Source organism: Bradyrhizobium sp. USDA 3315 (genome assembly GCF_054056795.1).
The window spans coordinates 448,190-465,052 of sequence record NZ_JBSRYP010000001.1; the positions used below are offsets into that span (position 1 = coordinate 448,190).

The following is a 16,863-nucleotide window of genomic DNA, read 5'->3' on the forward strand; positions in this document are numbered from 1 at the left end:
CGCTGCATCCGGGCTACGACCATCCTTGAGGAGAAAGCCGTCAGGCGGCCGCCTGCTCCATTGCGACCTCGGCCTTGAGGCTATCGAGGTCGCGATAGATCGATGCGGCCGCGAGCACGCGCCCGCCGCGCTTGTAGCGCAGCACGCAATCCCTGCCGGCAATGCTGCCATCCACCGCGATCTCGTCCCACTGCTCGGCATGGCCGACATAGTTGATCGGTACGTCGTAATGCTGGCTCCAGAAGAACGGCACCGCGTCGAACACCGCGCGCTGCCCAAGCATATTCCGCGCGGCGGTCTGGCCCTGGCGCTCCGCCACCACCCAATGCTCGACCCGGATCGTCTCGCCGCTGTGCGGATCGGGCCAGCGCGCGATATCGCCGGCCGCGTAGATGCCGGGAACGCTGGTCTCGAGATAGGCGTCGACTGTCACGCCGCGGTCGATGGCGAGCCCGGCCGCTTCCGCCAGCGCCAGCCGCGGCTTCACGCCGACACCGACCACGACGAGATCGGCATCGAGCACAGGCCCGCTCTTCAGGCGGGCTCGCTTGCCCTCGATCGCGGTCACCGTGTCGCCGAGGTGGAAGACGACGCCATGCTCTTCGTGCAGCGCGCGGACGAAATCGCCCATCTCAGGCCCGAGCACGCGTTCCATCGGCCGCTGCTCCAGCCCGACCACGTGGACCTCGATTTCCCGCGCGCGGAGCGAGGCCGCCACCTCGAGGCCGATGAAGCTCGCACCGATCACAACCGCGCGGCGCGCTCCGCTGGCCGAGGCGATGATGGCCCGGCAATCGTCGACGGTGCGCAACACATGAACGTGGGGCTGATCCGCGCCCGGGATCGGCAGCCGCACCGGCTCCGCGCCGGTCGCCAGCAGCAGCCGGTCATAGGCGAGCACTTCGCCACCGGCGAGCACGACATTGCGGCGGCCGGTATCGATCGACTTGACCTCGGTCCTGAGCCTGAGATCGATCGCCGCATCACGATAGAAATCGTCCGGTTTCAGCGGCAGCCAGTCTTCCGGAGCGCTGCCGGCGAGGAAGTCCTTCGACAGGTTCGGACGATCCACCGGTGGCGCGGCCTCGCCGCTCAACATGACGATGCTGCCGCGATAGTCCTGCCGCCGCAGCATCTCGGCGGCGGCGAACCCTGCCCCGCCGCCGCCGACAATCACGATGCTGCCGGGCGCATCGACCGGGCCCTTGACGCGGAATTTCGGCTGCGCGCGCTTCTCGCGCACGATGATGCGATCGCCCTCGCGCTCGACCTTCCAGACCGCGAGCGCGTTGAAGGCGGGCGCGGCGGTCGCTTCACCGGTGCGAATATCGAAGCAGGCGTGATGCCAGGGGCAATGGACGGTCTCGCCCTCAAGGAGGCCTTCGGCGAGCGGGCCGTGGTAATGGCTGCAATGCGCATCGATGGCGAAGATATCCGCGCCCGAACGCACCAGCAGCACGTCCTCGTCGCCGACATGGCCGAGCAACATCGCGCCAGAGAAGTCGGAGAGTGCCACGCCCTGTGTCAGATCGGGACCGGAAGGAGCTTGCTGATCGGCCATATCATTCCTCCATCGCCCTGTGACGCTCTAAACCGCTATGCCGAGGAATTCCTGGCGGGTTAGCGCATTGTCGCGAAAGCAACCCAGCATGCGGCTGGTCACGAGATCGGTATCCGGCTTGTGCACGCCGCGGGTCGTCATGCAGTGATGCGATGCCTTGATGATGACGCCTACGCCCTGAGGCTTCAAGACGTCGTTGATGGTGTTGGCGATCTGCGCCGTCATCTTCTCCTGGATCTGCAAACGCCTGGCATAGATTTCGACCACCCGCGCCAGCTTGCTGATGCCGACCACGCGGCCGTTCGGGATGTAGGCAACCCAGGCCTGACCGATGATCGGCGCCATATGATGCTCGCAATGGCTCTCGAAGCGGATGCCCCGCAGGGCAATCATTTCGTCGTAGCCTTCGATCTCCTCGAAGGTCTTTTCCAGGATCTCCGCGGGACGTTGGTCGTAACCCGCAAAGAATTCCTCGAACGAACGCGTCACACGCGCCGGAGTTTCAAGCAAACCATCCCGCTCGGGATCGTCACCAGTCCAGCGGATGATGGTGCGGACTGCTGCCTCGACTTCGGCCCGGGTCGGCTTGTCGGATTCGGTTTGAGCGGCTCTTGCATGATCCAGCGCATGCACAATCGGGTTCATCGGGGCCTTTCCTTTGCGGAGTCATCGCGAGGTCATGCCCGTCAGATGCTCCGTCAGCAGAAAGGTTCCCACAATTCGGTCCGCGGCACTTTGCGCCGCAAGCCAGCCGGGACGAACGGCTAGCCCGTCAGCGCCGCCTTCACCAGGCCGCTGGCCTTGCCGAAATCCATCTGGCCGGCGTATTTCGCCTTCAACGCGCCGATCACCTTGCCCATGTCCTTGATGCCGGCGGCACCCGTCTCGGCGATGATCGCCGAGATCGCGGCCTTCACGTCGTCATCGGACATCTGCTTCGGCAGGTACGCCGAGATCACGGCGATCTCCTCGCGCTCCTGGGCCGCTAGCTCGGCGCGGCCGCCCTTGTCATAGAGCTCGACCGACTCCTGGCGCTGCTTGATCATCTTCTGCAGCAGGCCGAGCAGGTCGGCATCGGAGAGGGGCGGCTTGCCCTGCCCGCGCGCGTCGATGTCGGCGTTCTTGATGGTCGAATTGACCATGCGCAGCGTGGACAGCTTGCGCTCGTCCTTCGCCTTCATCGCTTCCTTGACCGCAGTATTGATGTCGTCGCGCAGCATTTCGTTGTCCTTGAGCCAGCAATCCCCTCATCTAGGCAGTTTGCACCGGCAGAACAACCTAGTTCCTCAGCCATTCGACCAGCGCATCGGCGCAGGCCTGCGGCAGTTCCAGCTGCGGCAGGTGACCGCAATTGGCGAGCACTACAAGTTTTGCGCCGGGAATGCCGTTGGCCATCTCGTCCGACAGCGAATTTGGCACGGTGTTGTCGGTATCCGACGTCAGCACCAAGGTCGGGCACTTGATCCAGGCCATGCTCGGCCGCGAATCCGGCCGGCTGAGCACCGCGTTCTGCTGGCGGATGAAAGCCTCGGCGCCGACGTCCTCGCTCATGTCGTCGACGATCCGGCGCAGGTTTGCATCGCCCTGCCGCGACGGATGCACGAAGCCCGGAAACAGCTCATCGACCACGCTGCGATATTGGCCGCTTCTGGCACGCTCGATCATGCCGCGGCGACGCGCGGTCGCTTCCGGCGTATCGGCCCGCGCCTGGGTGCTCATCAGCGCCAGCTTCGCAACCCGGTCCGGCGCCTGCCGCATGATCTCGAAGGCGATGTAGCCGCCCATCGAGTGCCCGGCGAGCGCAAAGCGCGGCGGCGCCTCGGCCAGGATCCGGCGGGCGATGGCCCCCATATTGTCGTCCCTGATATGGTTGGCGACCGTCACCGGCCCGCATCGCCACAGCGCCGGAATGACGGGGGCGAAAATCCGCGGCGAGCAGATGAGGCCCGGGACGAGCAGGATCGGCATCGTATTATCCATGCGGGAGCTCCGGACGGGTCATTTTCGGCAAGCAAACGGCCGCTTCAGGGAACTTTAGATTAAAAGGCCGTTCGGGCCTGTCAAATCGGCCGGTATTGCCGTGTGAATCCGTGCCCTTTCGCTTTGACGCCGCAGGGTGCGGCGTCTATTTAAAGGGCTCATGACAACATCCGAAAACGCTCCCGCCTGGCCGGACCATAAACCGACCGCGCTCCTTGTGCTCGCCGATGGTACCGTGCTGGAAGGCTTCGGTCTCGGCGCGGAAGGCCACGCCGTCGGCGAGGTCTGCTTCAACACCGCGATGACCGGCTATGAGGAGATCCTCACCGATCCGTCCTATGCCGGCCAGATCATCACCTTCACCTTCCCGCATATCGGCAATGTCGGTACCAACGAAGAAGACATCGAGACGGTGAACATGGCGGCGACGCCCGGCGCGCGCGGCGTGATCCTGCGCTCGGCGATATCAGATCCCTCGAATTACCGCGCCACCCGCCATCTCGACCTGTGGTTGAAGGCGCGCGGCATCATCGGCCTCTCCGGCATCGACACCCGCGCACTGACCGCGCTGATCCGCTCCAAGGGCATGCCCAATGCGGTGATCGTGCACGCCAGAAACGGCGAGTTCGACCTGCACGGCCTGAAGGAAGAAGCCCGCGAATGGCCCGGCCTCGAGGGCATGGACCTGGTGCCGATGGTCACCTCCGGCCAGCGCTTCACCTGGGACGAGACGCCCTGGGTGTGGGGCAACGGTTTCGGCCAGCAAACCGCGCCGGAATTCAACGTGGTCGCGATCGATTACGGCATCAAGCGCAACATCCTGCGCCTGCTCGCCGGCGTCGGCGCCAAGGTGACCGTGGTGCCGGCGACGACCGCCGCCGAAGACATCCTGGCGATGAAGCCGGACGGCGTGTTCCTGTCGAACGGCCCCGGCGATCCCGCCGCCACCGGCAAATATGCCGTGCCCGTGATCCAGAAGGTGATCGCGTCGGGGACGCCGACCTTCGGCATCTGCCTCGGCCATCAGATGCTTGGCCTTGCCGTCGGGGCCAAGACCATGAAGATGCATCAGGGCCATCACGGCGCCAACCATCCGGTCAAGGACGAGACCACCGGCAAGGTCGAGATCACCTCGATGAACCACGGCTTTGCCGTGGACCAGGCGACGCTGCCGAAAGGCGCGACCCAGACCCATATCTCGCTGTTCGACGGCTCCAATTGCGGCATCGCGCTTGAGGGCAAGCCGGTGTTCTCGGTGCAGTACCACCCGGAAGCCTCGCCCGGCCCGCGCGACTCGCACTATCTGTTCCAGCGCTTCGCCGATCTGATGCGGAAGAACAAGCGCGCGGCTTAGAGCCCGATCGTCATTGCCGGGCTTGACCCGGCAATCCATCCCTTGAAGAAGATGGATGCCCGGATCAAGTCCGGGCATGCGCGCGGCTGGCACCGACAGCAGCAATGCGTCTTCGCATCACATCACGGGAAATCTCGACATGACCGCCCCCGCCACCCCGAAGCCCGTCTACGGCGTCTCCTCGATGGCGGTGATGACGTCGATGTCCGGGCTCGACTTCGTGCGCGGCATCTTCGCCCGGACCCTGCCGGAGCCGCCGATCATGGAGAATGTCGAGCCGTTCGACTGCACCGCCGAGACCGGCCATGTGGTGATCCACAGCATCCCGGGCCTGCGCCACTACAACCCGATCGGCTCGGTGCATGGCGGCTACGCCGCGATCCTCTTGGATTCCGCGATGGGGCTTTCGGTGCAGACCACGCTGCCGCAGGGCTTTGGCTACACCACGCTGGAGTTCAAGATCTCCTTTGTCCGCGGCATGAGCCGGGACACCGGCAAAATCCGCACCGAGGGCCACGTGCTCAACGCCGGCCGCCGGATTGCGACCGCGGAAGCGCGGATTACCGACGGCAAGGGCAAGCTGCTCGCGCATGCCACCACGACCTGCCTGGTGTTCGAGCTGCCCAAGAATGCCTGAGGGCAATTGCGTCTTGGCGCCAGATCTTGGCGCCAGATCTTGGCGCATTGGAGCCATGACGAAGCGCGCTGGATCGCGGCCTGCGCTCTGTGATTGAGTTTCCCTGTCCGAGATCAGGCAAACATGATCCGGCCTGGAAAGGAAACGCCGATGATTTCAGCCCATTCAGACATGACCATCCGCGACATCCGCGTGACGATGCTGCGGCTGCCCTGGGCCGACGATCTCTGGCTGAAAGGCGCAGCGCTCGGCGCGACGCGCGACATTCTGATCTGTGACGTCGAAACGTCCGGCGGCGTTACCGGCATGGGCTATCTGTTCGTGTTCAAGCCGGCGATGAAGTCGATCGCGGCCTGTCTCGACGAGTGCATCATCCCGCGCGTCATCGGCAAGGACGCCACCGCGATCGAGGCGATCTGGCGCGATCTGTGGACGGCGACGATGACCTATGGCCGCGGCGGCATCGCCGCGATGGCCATGTCGGCGCTCGACATCGCGCTGTGGGATGCGGTCGGGAAACGGGCCGGCCTGCCGCTGCACCGGCTGTGGGGGCATTATCGCTCCGAAATCCCGATCTATGGTTCCGGCTGCTTCCGGGGCGCCGGTGGCGACGGGATGATCGAGAAGGCGCTGCATTTCGTGAAGCAGGGCTACAAGGCGATCAAGATGCAGGTCGCGCATGTCCACACTCCGGCGCAGGACCTCGACAATGTGCGCCGCATGCGCGAGGCGCTCGGGCCCGACATCGACATCATGATCGACGTCAACATGGGCTGGAGCGCCGATGTCGCCATCGAGATGGGACGCAAGTTCGAGAAGTACGATATCTACTGGCTCGAGGAGCCGGTGCCGGCCGATGATTTCGCCGGCTATCAGCGCATCGCGGCGGCGCTGGACATGCGCGTCGTCGGCGGCGAGACGCATTTCACGCGCTACGATCTGCGGCCGTTCTTTCTCAATCCCTGCCTGCCGATCCTGCAACCCGACCCGATGCGCGGCGGCATGACCGACCTGCGCAAGATCGCGGCGCTTGCGGACACGTTCGGCATCACGATCGCGCCGCATCTGTTTCCCGAACTCAATGTGCACCTCTTGGCTTCGATTCCGAACGGCATCTGGTGTGAGAACATGGCGCTGATCGACGATCTCTGGGTCGACCCGCCCGAAATCGCCAACGGCATGATCACCGCGCCGGAGCGGCCCGGGCACGGGCTCAAATTTAAGGAAGACGTGCTGAAGTTCAAAATCTAGCTGGAACGGTTTGCGGACCGAGGGTTTGTTGGTTTGAAGACCACGGCACCTCGCAGCGCTGGAGAGCCACCATGTCGGTCGTCCGTACCGATATCGAACCCCTGACCATCGTCTTCCAGGACGACGGCCTGGTGCCGAACAACCCGATGCCGTTCCTGGTCTACAAGGCCGCCGTCGACGTCAGCAGCAATCCCGAGGCCACCATCGAGCAGCTGTTCGGCAAGAATGGCTGGGGCGCGATGTGGCGCAACAGCGTCTACGACTTCGCGCATTACCACGCCACCGTGCACGAGGTGCTGGGCGTCGCGCGCGGCCGCGCGCGCGTGCAGTTTGGCGGCGAACGCGGGCAAGCAATCGAGATCGCGGCCGGCGACGCTGCGATCCTGCCGGCCGGCACCGGGCATCAATGCCTGTCGGCGAGCGACGATTTCTGCGTCATCGGCGCCTATCCGCCAGGCCCGCCGATGGATCTGCAGCGGCTGACGCCGGAGAACCACGCCAAGGCGCTGAAGACGATCCCACAGGTTGCGACCCCCGCGACCGATCCGGTGATGGGCAAGGACGGGCCGCTGGTGCGGCTGTGGAAGCGATAAGATCTAGGATGGTCGAACGGGTTGCTCTTGCCCTGCCCCCTCGCGAGAGGTGACCGGATACAGGCAACCTGAATCGATCATCGGAATTGCAGGCCATTTCAATCAAGCCTGCCGGCTTCACATTTCCAAGCTCCTTGATTTAAGTCAGCATGCGCCGCGGCGATTTATGCCGCCAATGACCCATCAAGACGCGCGATTTATCTAGGGGGTAACAACACTTCCGCGTCCGCTGCTGCTTTTTTGCATGAGCAATGGAGGTCATACACATCACCTGACGGCATCAGATGCTCCGCGCTTCCCACAAGCAACCGCAACACATATCAGAAGAGGAAATTCGACATGTTTCGAGGAATTCTGACGCTGACATTGTCGCTCTGCATTGGCGCGGCTACCGCGCCTGCAGCGCTGGCCCAGACGGCGCCGGCAATCAACGAGCAGGAGGCACACGCGATCGCGGTGGACGCCTATATTTACTTCTACCCGCTCCTGACGATGGACATCACGCGAAAGCAGTTCACCAACGTCGAGCCCGGCAAGGACAACTTCAAGGGCCCGATGAATACCTTCGTCAACGTGCCCGAATACCCACCGGCGAATTTCAAGGGCGTGGTGCGGTCCAACTTCGATACGCTCTATTCCGTTTCATGGCTGGACATGACCAAGGAGCCGGTTGTCGTCTCCGTTCCCGATACCGATGGACGCTTCTATTTGCTCCCGATGCTGGACATGTGGTCGGATGTGTTCGCCTCGCCCGGCTGGCGCACCACGGGCACCAAAGCGGGGACCTTTCTGGTGACGGCTCCGGGATGGCGGCCTGATCTGCGCGACAGGTTTGCGGAGGAGTTCAAGCTTCCGAAGGATACCCAGCGCATCGACGCGCCGACGCCTTACGTCTGGGTCATTGGCCGCACCAAGACGGACGGCCCGCCGGACTACGATGCGGTCCACAAGATCCAGGCCGGCTACAAGGTCACGCCTCTTTCCGAGTTCGGCAAGACTCAGAAGCCGACCGAGGTCAGGATCGATCCCAGCGTCGACATGAAGACGGCGCCCAAGGTGCAGGTCGATACCATGTCGGCCGGCGTCTACTTCGCGCAGGCCGCCGAGCTGCTCAAGCTTCACCCGCCGCACATCACCGATGAACCAATCATCGCGCAGATGAAGAGGATCGGCATCGAGCCCGGCAAGAGCTTCGAAATCAGCAAGGTGGACCCGGTGCTGCAACGGGCGCTGGAGACGGCGCCGCAGGACGGGCAGAAGCTGATGGCATGGAAGGTGCCGACGCTGGCGCGCGTTGCGAACGGCTGGTCGATGAACACCGACACGATGGGCGTTTACGGCAACTACTATTTGAAGCGTGCGATCGTCGCGCAGCTCGGGCTTGGCGCCAACCTGCCGGAGGACGCGATTTATCCGCTCAATCTCGCCGACAGTACCGGCAAACCGCTCGACGGCGCCAACAAGTATACGATCACCTTTGAGAAGGGCGCGGCCCCGCCGGTCAATGCCTTCTGGTCGATCACGCTTTACGACCAGGAAGGATTCCAGGTCGGCAACGTGCTGAACCGCTTCGCGGTCTCCAGCTGGATGCCGTTCAAATACAACCCGGACGGCTCGCTCGATCTCTACTTCCAGAACGAAAGTCCGGGCGCGGACAAGCAAGCCAACTGGCTCCCGGCGCCGAAGGGCGCTTTCAACCTGACCATGCGCCTTTACAGTCCGAAATCGGAGGCGCTGACCGGAAAGTGGAATCCTCCGCCGATCGAGAGATCGCAGACGACGGTGGGTTTCTCGGCTCAGTAAGCTTCAACCGCACTGACCGCTGCCGAGCGGCTAGACAGCGACCTTGGCAAAGCAATCCGCAGCAAAACAGCTCTGGATTGCTGCACAGCTCTGGACTGCTTCCTCGCGGGTGCGGGCGCGCAGCTTACGCCGCGTTACTGCCTTCCTGGCGGCTTGCCTCGAACAGGAACCAGGTGCGGCGCTCGGTTTCGTCGATGAAGGTTTCGAGCAGGCCTGCGGTGCCGGAGTCCTCCTGGTCGTCAGCCAGCTTGTGCGCCTTGCGCATCGCAGCCGCCATGTGCTTGTTGTCTTCCATCAACTCGCGCAGCATTTCGCGCGGCGGCACATAATCGTCGTCATTGTCCTTGATGGTCTGATGCTTGGCGATATCGCCGATCGACTTCAGCGTCGCGCCGCCAAGCTTGCGCACCCGCTCGGCGAGCTGGTCGGTGGTCGCGAAGATCGCCTCCGACTGCTCGTCCAGCAACAAATGGTAATCATGGAAATGCCGGCCGCTGACGTGCCAATGGAAATTCTTGGTTTTCAAATAGAGCGCGAAGGCGTCGGCCAGAAGCGTGTTGAGCGAGGCCGAGATCGTGTGAACCGCAGCCTGCGGCAGGTCGCTCGGCGTGTCGAGATCGGGCGAGATCTTGTCAGTCTTGGCTTTGCTCACGTTGGACCTTCCTGTTAGGAACCCGTATTTCGGCGCATTGAACATTGGCCGCCGGACCGCTAACGCATCATCAGCCCACCCGTTCCTGAGGCCAGGAACCCGTTCTGCCGGATACCAAACGCGATGGATGAATGGATCGATTATTACGATTCCACGCATACGATCTATGCGAGCCGACTGCACCGTGACCTGCATTTCCAGATCATCGCAAACGACATCATCGGCTACATCGCTTCGCCGGATGCCGTGGTGCTCGACTATGCCTGCGGCGAGGCGCTGTCGGCGGCGAAGGTCGCCAATGCCTGCGCCCAGCTCTATCTGGCGGAGCCGGCGCCCGGCGTACGCGGCCGTCTGGTCGCGCGCTTTGCGCCCGACACCCGCATCCGTGTCCGCTCGCTCGATGACCTGAAGCACATGGACGCGGACTCGATCGACCTCGTGGTGATGAACTCGGTGGCGCAATACATGACGCCGCAGGAGCTCGATTCCGCGTTCGACGTGATCCACCGCCTGCTGAAGCCCTCGGGCCGGTTCGTGCTCGGCGATATCCTGCGGCCCGAAGTCGGGATGGCGAGGGACGTCGTGGCCCTGCTGCGCTTTGCGGCGACCCACGGTTTCCTGCGCGATGCGCTGGTCGGGCTGGCTTCGACCGCGCTGTCCGACTACCGCCAGCTGCGCACTAGGATCGGACTGCAGCGCTACCGCGAGGACGAGATGATCGCCAAGCTCGGGGCCGCGGGGTTCAGCGCCCGGCGCGCGCCGCGCAACATCGGGCACAATCCGTGGCGAATGACGTTCGTGGCGCACCACTGATCCAGGGTTGCGCCAGCTATTAACGTTACCCACCAGTAAACGTGGCGGCCGCTGAAATAATCAGCAATGATCCACTCGGCCCGGTGGCGGAAGCTTCGACGCGGCAGTGGTGCAACACTGTTTATCCTGGTTCAAATCCAGGCCGGGCCTCCAGCCTTCGCTGCTGACGCAGCCTCGGCTCGGCAGGCCTTCTCGTAGCGAAGGCTGCCGCGGCGTAGCCCGCAGGGCGAAGCCGGGCCGATAGCCCCCTCCCCATCCCTCGCCCCCAACGGGCATACGCCGAATGCGGATTTTCCCCCAGAATCGCGGTTGATTGCGCGTTTTTGGGGGTTTCGCGGGTGCGGAAACTGGTCTAAAGACCACCCGCGCGCGAGGGATCGCGCTTCCAGCGCTACAACATGTAGCGCATGGCTCGAGGGACGCGCGGGAAGCGCGCCCTTTTTTTGTGCCTAAATTCCAGTCCGCGAGAGCCGATGCCCAAAAGAACCGACATCTCCACCATCCTGATCATCGGCGCCGGTCCCATCGTGATCGGCCAAGCCTGCGAGTTCGACTATTCCGGCACGCAGGCCTGCAAGACGCTCAAGGAAGAGGGCTATCGGATCGTCCTGGTCAATTCCAACCCGGCGACGATCATGACCGACCCGGAGCTGGCGGATGCGACCTATATCGAGCCGATCACGCCCGAAATCGTCGCCAAGATCATCGAGAAGGAACGCCACGTCGTGCCCGGCGGCTTCGCGCTGCTGCCGACCATGGGCGGCCAGACCGCGCTGAACTGCGCGCTGTCGCTGCGCAAGCAGGGTACGCTGGAGAAGTTCGACGTCGAGATGATCGGCGCCACCGCCGACGCCATCGACAAGGCCGAAGACCGCCAGCTGTTCCGCGACGCCATGGAGAAGATCGGGCTGCAGACGCCGAGGTCGCGGCTCGCCAATGCGTCGGCGCTGAAGAAGTCCGACCGCGACAAGTACCTCGCCGATCAGGCCAAGCTGTCCGGCCCCGAGCTCGAAGCCTTCGAACGGCAGTGGGAAGGCGGCGAGAACGAGCGGCGCAAGCGCTACCAGCAGCAGGCCTTGGCCGAAGCGCTGATGGCGCTGTCCGACATCGGCCTGCCCGCGATCATCCGCCCCTCCTTCACGCTCGGCGGCACCGGCGGCGGCATCGCCTACAACAAGGAAGAATATCTCGACATCATCGAGCGCGGCCTCGACGCCTCGCCGACCAACGAGGTGCTGATCGAGGAATCCGTTCTCGGCTGGAAAGAGTTCGAGATGGAGGTGGTGCGCGACAAAAAGGACAATTGCATCATCATCTGCTCGATCGAGAACGTCGATCCGATGGGCGTGCACACCGGCGATTCCATCACGGTGGCGCCGGCGCTGACGCTCACCGACAAGGAATACCAGATCATGCGCGACGCATCGATTGCGGTGCTGCGCGAGATCGGGGTCGAGACCGGCGGTTCCAACGTGCAGTTCGGCATCAATCCGGACGACGGCCGCATGGTCGTGATCGAGATGAATCCGCGAGTTTCTCGTTCTTCGGCATTGGCTTCGAAGGCCACCGGCTTCCCGATCGCCAAGGTCGCCGCCAAGCTTGCGATCGGCTACACGCTCGACGAGATCGCCAACGACATCACCGGCGGCGCGACGCCGGCCTCGTTCGAGCCGACGATCGACTACGTCGTCACCAAGATTCCGCGCTTTGCGTTCGAGAAATTCCCCGGCGCCTCCTCCACGCTGACCACCTCGATGAAGTCGGTCGGCGAGGTGATGGCGATCGGCCGCACCTTCCAGGAGAGCCTGCAGAAGGCCCTGCGCGGGCTCGAGACCGGGCTGACCGGCCTCGACGAGATCGACATCGAGGGCCTCGGCCGCAGCGACGACAAGAACGCGATCCGCGCGGCGCTCGGCACGCCGACGCCGAACCGCCTGCTGCAGGTCGCGCAGGCGATGCGGCTCGGCTGGTCCAACGAGGATATCTTCAATTCCTGCAAGATCGATCCCTGGTTCCTCGCCGAGCTGCGCGCCATCGTCGAGATGGAAGGCAAGATCCGCAGCAGCGGCCTGCCGACCAATGCGTTCGCCATGCGGATGCTGAAGGCGATGGGCTTCTCCGACGCGCGGCTCGCCGTGCTCACGGAGACCATCGAGGCCGACGTCACCGCCAAGCGCCACGCGCTCGGGGTGCGCCCGGTGTTCAAGCGCATCGACACCTGTGCGGCGGAGTTCGCGTCGCCGACCGCCTACATGTATTCGACCTATGAGCGGCCGTTCGCCGGCGAACTCGCCGACGAGAGCGCGCCGTCGGACCGCAAGAAGGTGATCATCCTCGGCGGCGGCCCGAACCGCATCGGCCAGGGCATCGAGTTCGACTATTGCTGCTGCCACGCCTGCTTCGCGCTCGAGGACGCCGGTTACGAGACCATCATGGTCAACTGCAACCCGGAAACGGTGTCGACCGACTACGACACCGCCGACCGGCTGTATTTCGAGCCGCTGACCGCCGAGGACGTGCTCGAGATCATCGCGACCGAGCGCAAGAACGGCACGCTGCACGGCGTGATCGTGCAGTTCGGCGGCCAGACCCCGCTGAAGCTTGCCCGCGCGCTCGAAGCCGCTGAAGTGCCGATCCTCGGCACCTCGCCTGATGCGATCGACCTCGCCGAGGACCGCGACCGCTTCAAGCGCGTGCTCGACAAGCTGCGTCTCAAGCAGCCGAAGAACGGCATCGCCTATTCGGTCGAGCAGGCCCGCCTCGTCGCCGCCGATCTCGACCTGCCGCTGGTGGTGCGTCCGTCCTACGTGCTCGGCGGCCGCGCGATGCAGATCATCCGCGAGGAGAACCAGCTCAACGACTACCTGCTGGGAACGCTGCCCGAGCTGGTGCCCGCCGACATCAAGGCGCGCTACCCGAACGACAAGACCGGGCAGATCAACACCGTGCTCGGCAAGAACCCGCTGCTGTTCGACCGCTATCTGTCCGACGCGACCGAAGTCGACGTCGACTGCCTCTGCGACGGCAAGGACACCTTCATCGTCGGCATCATGGAGCACATCGAGGAAGCCGGCATCCATTCCGGCGACTCCGCCTGCTCGCTGCCGCCGCATTCGCTCGACGCCAAGACCATCGAGGAGCTGGAGCGGCAGACCCGCGAGCTCGCGCTCGGGCTCGACGTGGTCGGCCTGATGAACGTGCAATACGCCATCAAGGACGGCGAGATCTACGTGCTCGAGGTCAACCCGCGCGCATCCCGCACCGTGCCGTTCGTCGCCAAGGTGATCGGCACGCCGGTCGCCAAGATCGCGGCGCGGATCATGGCCGGCGAAAAGCTCGCTGACTTCAAGCTGAAGAAGAAGAAGCTCGGCCATGTCGGCGTGAAGGAATCGGTATTCCCGTTCGCGCGTTTCCCCGGCGTCGATACCGTGCTCGGACCGGAGATGCGTTCGACCGGCGAAGTGATGGGCATCGACCGCTCCTTCGAGGTCGCGTTCGCGAAGAGCCAGCTCGGCGGCGGCACACGCGTGCCGCGGCAGGGCACGGTGTTCGTTTCGGTGCGCGGCGACGACAAGATGCGCATCGCGGATGCGGTGCGGCTGTTGCACTCGCTCGGCTTCAAGGTGATGGCAACCTCGGGCACGCAGCGCTACCTCAGCGACAACGGCGTGCCGACGGAAAAGGTGAACAAGGTGCTCGAAGGCCGTCCGCACATCGTCGACGCCATCACCAATGGCGACGTCCAGCTGGTCTTCAATACCACCGAAGGTCCGCAGGCGCTGGCCGACAGCCGCTCGCTGCGGCGGGCTGCCCTCTTGCATAAAGTGCCATATTACACCACTCTTTCGGGCGCGGTGGCGGCCGCACGGGGAATCCGGGCCTATCGGGCCGGGGACCTTGAGGTCCGCACGCTTCAGAGTTACTTTTCCGAAAGCTGACCGCTGCCCGGGCTGAAGGCCCGAAGCGGTCAATTAGCCGAATGGCTGGAACTCACCGCGCGATTGGATGTTGTCACGGCCCTTAGCGGGGCCGAATATCACTGGGCTTCCGGGCGCGTTGGCGCCCTGATTCCTGCGTTAGCTGAACTGGATATTCGTGCACGGCCGCCGGGCGCGCGCGATGAAGGACGAAGATGATGGATAAGGTTCCGATGACCGCGGGCGGATACGCCGCGCTGACGGACGAGTTGAAGCATCGCCAATCGGTGGATCGTCCGCGCATCATCGAACACATCGCGGAAGCGCGCTCGCACGGCGATCTCTCGGAGAACGCCGAGTATCACGCCGCCAAGGAAGAGCAGTCGCACAACGAGGGCCGCATCGCCGAGCTCGAGGACAAGCTCGCGCGCGCCGACATCATCGACATTTCGAAACTGTCAGGCGACACCATCAAGTTCGGCGCGACCGTGACGCTGATCGATGAGGACACCGAGAAGAAGGCGGTGTGGCAGATCGTCGGCGAAGTCGAGGCCGACGCCAAGAAGGGCCGCATCTCCATCACCTCGCCGCTCGCGCGCGCGCTGATCGGCAAGAAGAAGGGGACCACCGTCGAGGTGATGGCGCCGGGCGGCGCCAAGGCCTACGAGATCACCAAGGTCGAGTGGCGGTAGTTACCTTCACGTGACTGGTGCAGAAAAGCCGCGTCCCGCACGCGGCTTTTTTTATGCCCCGCGTTTCTCCCCGGTCTGACAGCAATGTGAATGGAGAGCCGCTGCACGCCATGCCAGTGAGGCCGTGACATGTTTATGCAGTATAATCATGTCGGGGGACGGAGTTCGGGCTGACGATCGCGTCGCAACACGGATCGCTGCGCGTCACCGTGCCGCTGCCGCGTTCTCTCGCAACTGCCATCGCGCGAGGAATGATTCCAGGCGCAAGGTGTTGACATCACACTCCGGTGGCGGACACCGTGTGTTTCTGCATCTTGCAACGTTCCAGTGTGTCAAACAGGGGGTAAATGACAATGGACCAGATGTTCTCCAAGCTCCAGCCGGTGGCGCTCAGCCTGTTCCGGTTCATCACCGGACTGCTGCTGTTTCAGTTCGGCGTTGCCAAGATTCTCAAATTCCCACCCGGGACAATGTTCGAGAAGGTCGAGTTGTTCTCATTGATCGGCGCGGCCGGCGCACTCGAATTGGTGCTCGGCGGGCTCCTGATGATTGGCCTGTTCTCGCGGATCGTCGCCTTCATCCTGGCGGGTGAAATGGCCTTCGCTTACTTCATCGGCCATTTCCCAAAAGGGTTCTACCCGCTGCTCAATAACGGCAGTCTGGCGATCGCGTTCTGCTTCGCCTGCCTCTACCTCGCGACCTCGGGCCCGGGTCCGATCAGCGTCGACGCTGCGATGGGGAAGAGGTAGCAGCGCTAGGCGCTTCCCACTCCTTGATGACGTCATTCCGGGATGGCGCGTTAGCGTCAGACCCGGAATCTCGAGATTCCGGGCTCGATGCTAACGCATCGCCCCGGAATGACGCGCACAGCGCTCTAGCCCACCGCCTTCAATCCCAGCGGCACCGCGGCCTCGTACTTCGAATTGTGCAGCACCAGTGACGTCCTGACGTTGCGCACATGCGGCGCCGCCGTCAGGTGGGTGACGAAATCCTGGAACGTCGCCATGTCGGGCGCGACGCATTTGAGGATGAAATCGACTTCGCCCGACAGCATCCAGCATTCCCGCACCAGCGGCTCGGCGCGCACGAAATTCTCGAAGGCGCGGAGATCGGCGTCGGCCTGGCTCGACAGATGCACCGAGGCGAACACCGTGACGTCGTAGCCGAGGCGGCGCGGATCGAGCAGGCCGCGGTATCCCTGGATGTAGCCTTCCTCCTCCAGCGCCCTGACCCTGCGCAGGCAGGGCGGCGGCGAGATACCGACGCGTTTGGCCAGTTCCACATTGGTGATTCGGCCATCGGCCTGGATCTCGGCGAGGATTTTGAGGTCGATCTCGTCAAGGTTCTTCGACACGCGACTACAGTTCCCTAGGGGTTTGGAAGGCTTGGCGGATCCGCCGGCAACTCTCATAGCGCAGCCCGCTGGCATTGCGCAATTTTATTGCGCGTGCAGCGCACGATTTCGCGAATGTGACTTCAGTTCCGGGGAAAAATCGCTGCCATGGATTGCAAATCTTGCATAGCTTCCCAGATATCTTAGACTTGGATTTGACACTTTCAGCACCGCCGTGACCTGCTTCCGGGGTGCTTCCCACACAAGTCCCCGTCAA

At 63.7% G+C, this 16,863-nt stretch carries 15 protein-coding genes and 1 tRNA gene; 10 read left to right on the plus strand and 6 right to left on the minus strand.

All coding sequences use genetic code 11. From position 1 onward, the window contains the following. Positions 1–40: 40 nt before the first annotated feature. The 4 genes from ACVIYL_RS01925 to ACVIYL_RS01940 form a co-directional block, all read right to left on the minus strand. The gene (locus ACVIYL_RS01925) at positions 41–1,561 is read right to left on the minus strand and encodes an FAD-dependent oxidoreductase (protein WP_456777593.1); all 1,521 of its coding nucleotides are present in this window, start codon (positions 1,559–1,561) and stop codon (positions 41–43) included. Between the two features lie 27 nt (positions 1,562–1,588). After that, complete coding sequence (folE, locus tag ACVIYL_RS01930) at positions 1,589–2,206, minus strand: GTP cyclohydrolase I FolE (RefSeq protein ID WP_456777594.1); 618 nt, start codon at positions 2,204–2,206, stop codon at positions 1,589–1,591. A 119-nt stretch (positions 2,207–2,325) separates the two neighbouring features. Next, the gene (locus ACVIYL_RS01935; RefSeq protein WP_028333117.1) at positions 2,326–2,781 is read right to left on the minus strand and encodes a GatB/YqeY domain-containing protein; all 456 of its coding nucleotides are present in this window, start codon (positions 2,779–2,781) and stop codon (positions 2,326–2,328) included. 58 nt (positions 2,782–2,839) lie between these two features. Further along, complete coding sequence (locus tag ACVIYL_RS01940) at positions 2,840–3,541, minus strand: alpha/beta fold hydrolase (protein ID WP_456777595.1); 702 nt, start codon at positions 3,539–3,541, stop codon at positions 2,840–2,842. A gap of 160 nt (positions 3,542–3,701) precedes the next feature. Here ACVIYL_RS01940 and carA point away from each other — a divergent pair, with 160 nt between their 5' ends. From carA to ACVIYL_RS01965, 5 genes are all read left to right on the plus strand, one after another. After that, a complete protein-coding gene (carA, locus tag ACVIYL_RS01945; RefSeq protein ID WP_057017029.1) occupies positions 3,702–4,895 on the plus strand; it encodes a glutamine-hydrolyzing carbamoyl-phosphate synthase small subunit in 1,194 nt (397 codons plus the stop codon). A gap of 139 nt (positions 4,896–5,034) precedes the next feature. After that, positions 5,035–5,532, plus strand: coding sequence for a PaaI family thioesterase (locus ACVIYL_RS01950; RefSeq protein ID WP_456781766.1), 498 nt, complete (start codon positions 5,035–5,037; stop codon positions 5,530–5,532). 150 nt (positions 5,533–5,682) lie between these two features. After that, a complete protein-coding gene (locus ACVIYL_RS01955) occupies positions 5,683–6,783 on the plus strand; it encodes an enolase C-terminal domain-like protein (protein WP_438077838.1) in 1,101 nt (366 codons plus the stop codon). 71 nt (positions 6,784–6,854) lie between these two features. Then, entirely contained in the window at positions 6,855–7,376 is a 522-nt protein-coding gene (locus tag ACVIYL_RS01960; RefSeq protein ID WP_456777596.1) for a hypothetical protein, read from the plus strand. A 339-nt stretch (positions 7,377–7,715) separates the two neighbouring features. Continuing rightward, positions 7,716–9,179 carry a DUF1254 domain-containing protein gene (locus ACVIYL_RS01965; RefSeq protein WP_456777597.1) on the plus strand — a complete coding sequence of 488 codons (1,464 nt, stop codon included), beginning with the start codon at positions 7,716–7,718 and terminating at the stop codon, positions 9,177–9,179. A 124-nt stretch (positions 9,180–9,303) separates the two neighbouring features. Here the strand turns inward: ACVIYL_RS01965 and ACVIYL_RS01970 are convergent, their stop codons facing one another. Continuing rightward, a complete protein-coding gene (locus ACVIYL_RS01970) occupies positions 9,304–9,831 on the minus strand; it encodes a Dps family protein (protein ID WP_456777598.1) in 528 nt (175 codons plus the stop codon). A gap of 123 nt (positions 9,832–9,954) precedes the next feature. Between ACVIYL_RS01970 and ACVIYL_RS01975 the strand changes: the two genes are divergently transcribed. The 5 genes from ACVIYL_RS01975 (at position 9,955) to ACVIYL_RS01995 (ending at position 16,002) form a co-directional block, all read left to right on the plus strand. Then, the gene (locus ACVIYL_RS01975) at positions 9,955–10,644 is read left to right on the plus strand and encodes a class I SAM-dependent methyltransferase (protein ID WP_016840682.1); all 690 of its coding nucleotides are present in this window, start codon (positions 9,955–9,957) and stop codon (positions 10,642–10,644) included. Between the two features lie 77 nt (positions 10,645–10,721). Further along, a tRNA-OTHER gene (locus ACVIYL_RS01980) sits at positions 10,722–10,797 on the plus strand. 320 nt (positions 10,798–11,117) lie between these two features. Continuing rightward, a complete protein-coding gene (gene carB / locus ACVIYL_RS01985) occupies positions 11,118–14,582 on the plus strand; it encodes a carbamoyl-phosphate synthase large subunit (RefSeq protein WP_456777599.1) in 3,465 nt (1,154 codons plus the stop codon). A gap of 197 nt (positions 14,583–14,779) precedes the next feature. Further along, positions 14,780–15,253, plus strand: a complete 474-nt coding sequence (gene greA, locus ACVIYL_RS01990) for a transcription elongation factor GreA (RefSeq protein WP_018269816.1) — start codon at positions 14,780–14,782, stop codon at positions 15,251–15,253. 353 nt (positions 15,254–15,606) lie between these two features. Continuing rightward, positions 15,607–16,002, plus strand: a complete 396-nt coding sequence (locus ACVIYL_RS01995) for a DoxX family protein (RefSeq protein ID WP_310879676.1) — start codon at positions 15,607–15,609, stop codon at positions 16,000–16,002. Positions 16,003–16,127: 125 nt separating this feature from the next. Here ACVIYL_RS01995 and ACVIYL_RS02000 read toward each other — a convergent pair whose 3' ends face one another. After that, on the minus strand, positions 16,128–16,607 hold the full coding sequence (locus tag ACVIYL_RS02000) for an Lrp/AsnC family transcriptional regulator (protein WP_016845095.1): 480 nt from the start codon (positions 16,605–16,607) through the stop codon (positions 16,128–16,130). Positions 16,608–16,863: the final 256 nt, after the last annotated feature.

Coding starts and splice junctions, on each gene's coding strand:
- ACVIYL_RS01925 (WP_456777593.1), bottom strand. CDS start 1,561: ATGGCCGATCAGCAAGCTCCTTCCGGTCCCGATCTGACACAGGGCGTG.
- folE (WP_456777594.1), bottom strand. CDS start 2,206: ATGAACCCGATTGTGCATGCGCTGGATCATGCAAGAGCCGCTCAAACC.
- ACVIYL_RS01935 (WP_028333117.1), bottom strand. CDS start 2,781: ATGCTGCGCGACGACATCAATACTGCGGTCAAGGAAGCGATGAAGGCG.
- ACVIYL_RS01940 (WP_456777595.1), bottom strand. CDS start 3,541: ATGGATAATACGATGCCGATCCTGCTCGTCCCGGGCCTCATCTGCTCG.
- carA (WP_057017029.1), top strand. CDS start 3,702: ATGACAACATCCGAAAACGCTCCCGCCTGGCCGGACCATAAACCGACC.
- ACVIYL_RS01950 (WP_456781766.1), top strand. CDS start 5,035: ATGACCGCCCCCGCCACCCCGAAGCCCGTCTACGGCGTCTCCTCGATG.
- ACVIYL_RS01955 (WP_438077838.1), top strand. CDS start 5,683: ATGATTTCAGCCCATTCAGACATGACCATCCGCGACATCCGCGTGACG.
- ACVIYL_RS01960 (WP_456777596.1), top strand. CDS start 6,855: ATGTCGGTCGTCCGTACCGATATCGAACCCCTGACCATCGTCTTCCAG.
- ACVIYL_RS01965 (WP_456777597.1), top strand. CDS start 7,716: ATGTTTCGAGGAATTCTGACGCTGACATTGTCGCTCTGCATTGGCGCG.
- ACVIYL_RS01975 (WP_016840682.1), top strand. CDS start 9,955: ATGGATGAATGGATCGATTATTACGATTCCACGCATACGATCTATGCG.
- carB (WP_456777599.1), top strand. CDS start 11,118: ATGCCCAAAAGAACCGACATCTCCACCATCCTGATCATCGGCGCCGGT.
- greA (WP_018269816.1), top strand. CDS start 14,780: ATGGATAAGGTTCCGATGACCGCGGGCGGATACGCCGCGCTGACGGAC.
- ACVIYL_RS01995 (WP_310879676.1), top strand. CDS start 15,607: ATGGACCAGATGTTCTCCAAGCTCCAGCCGGTGGCGCTCAGCCTGTTC.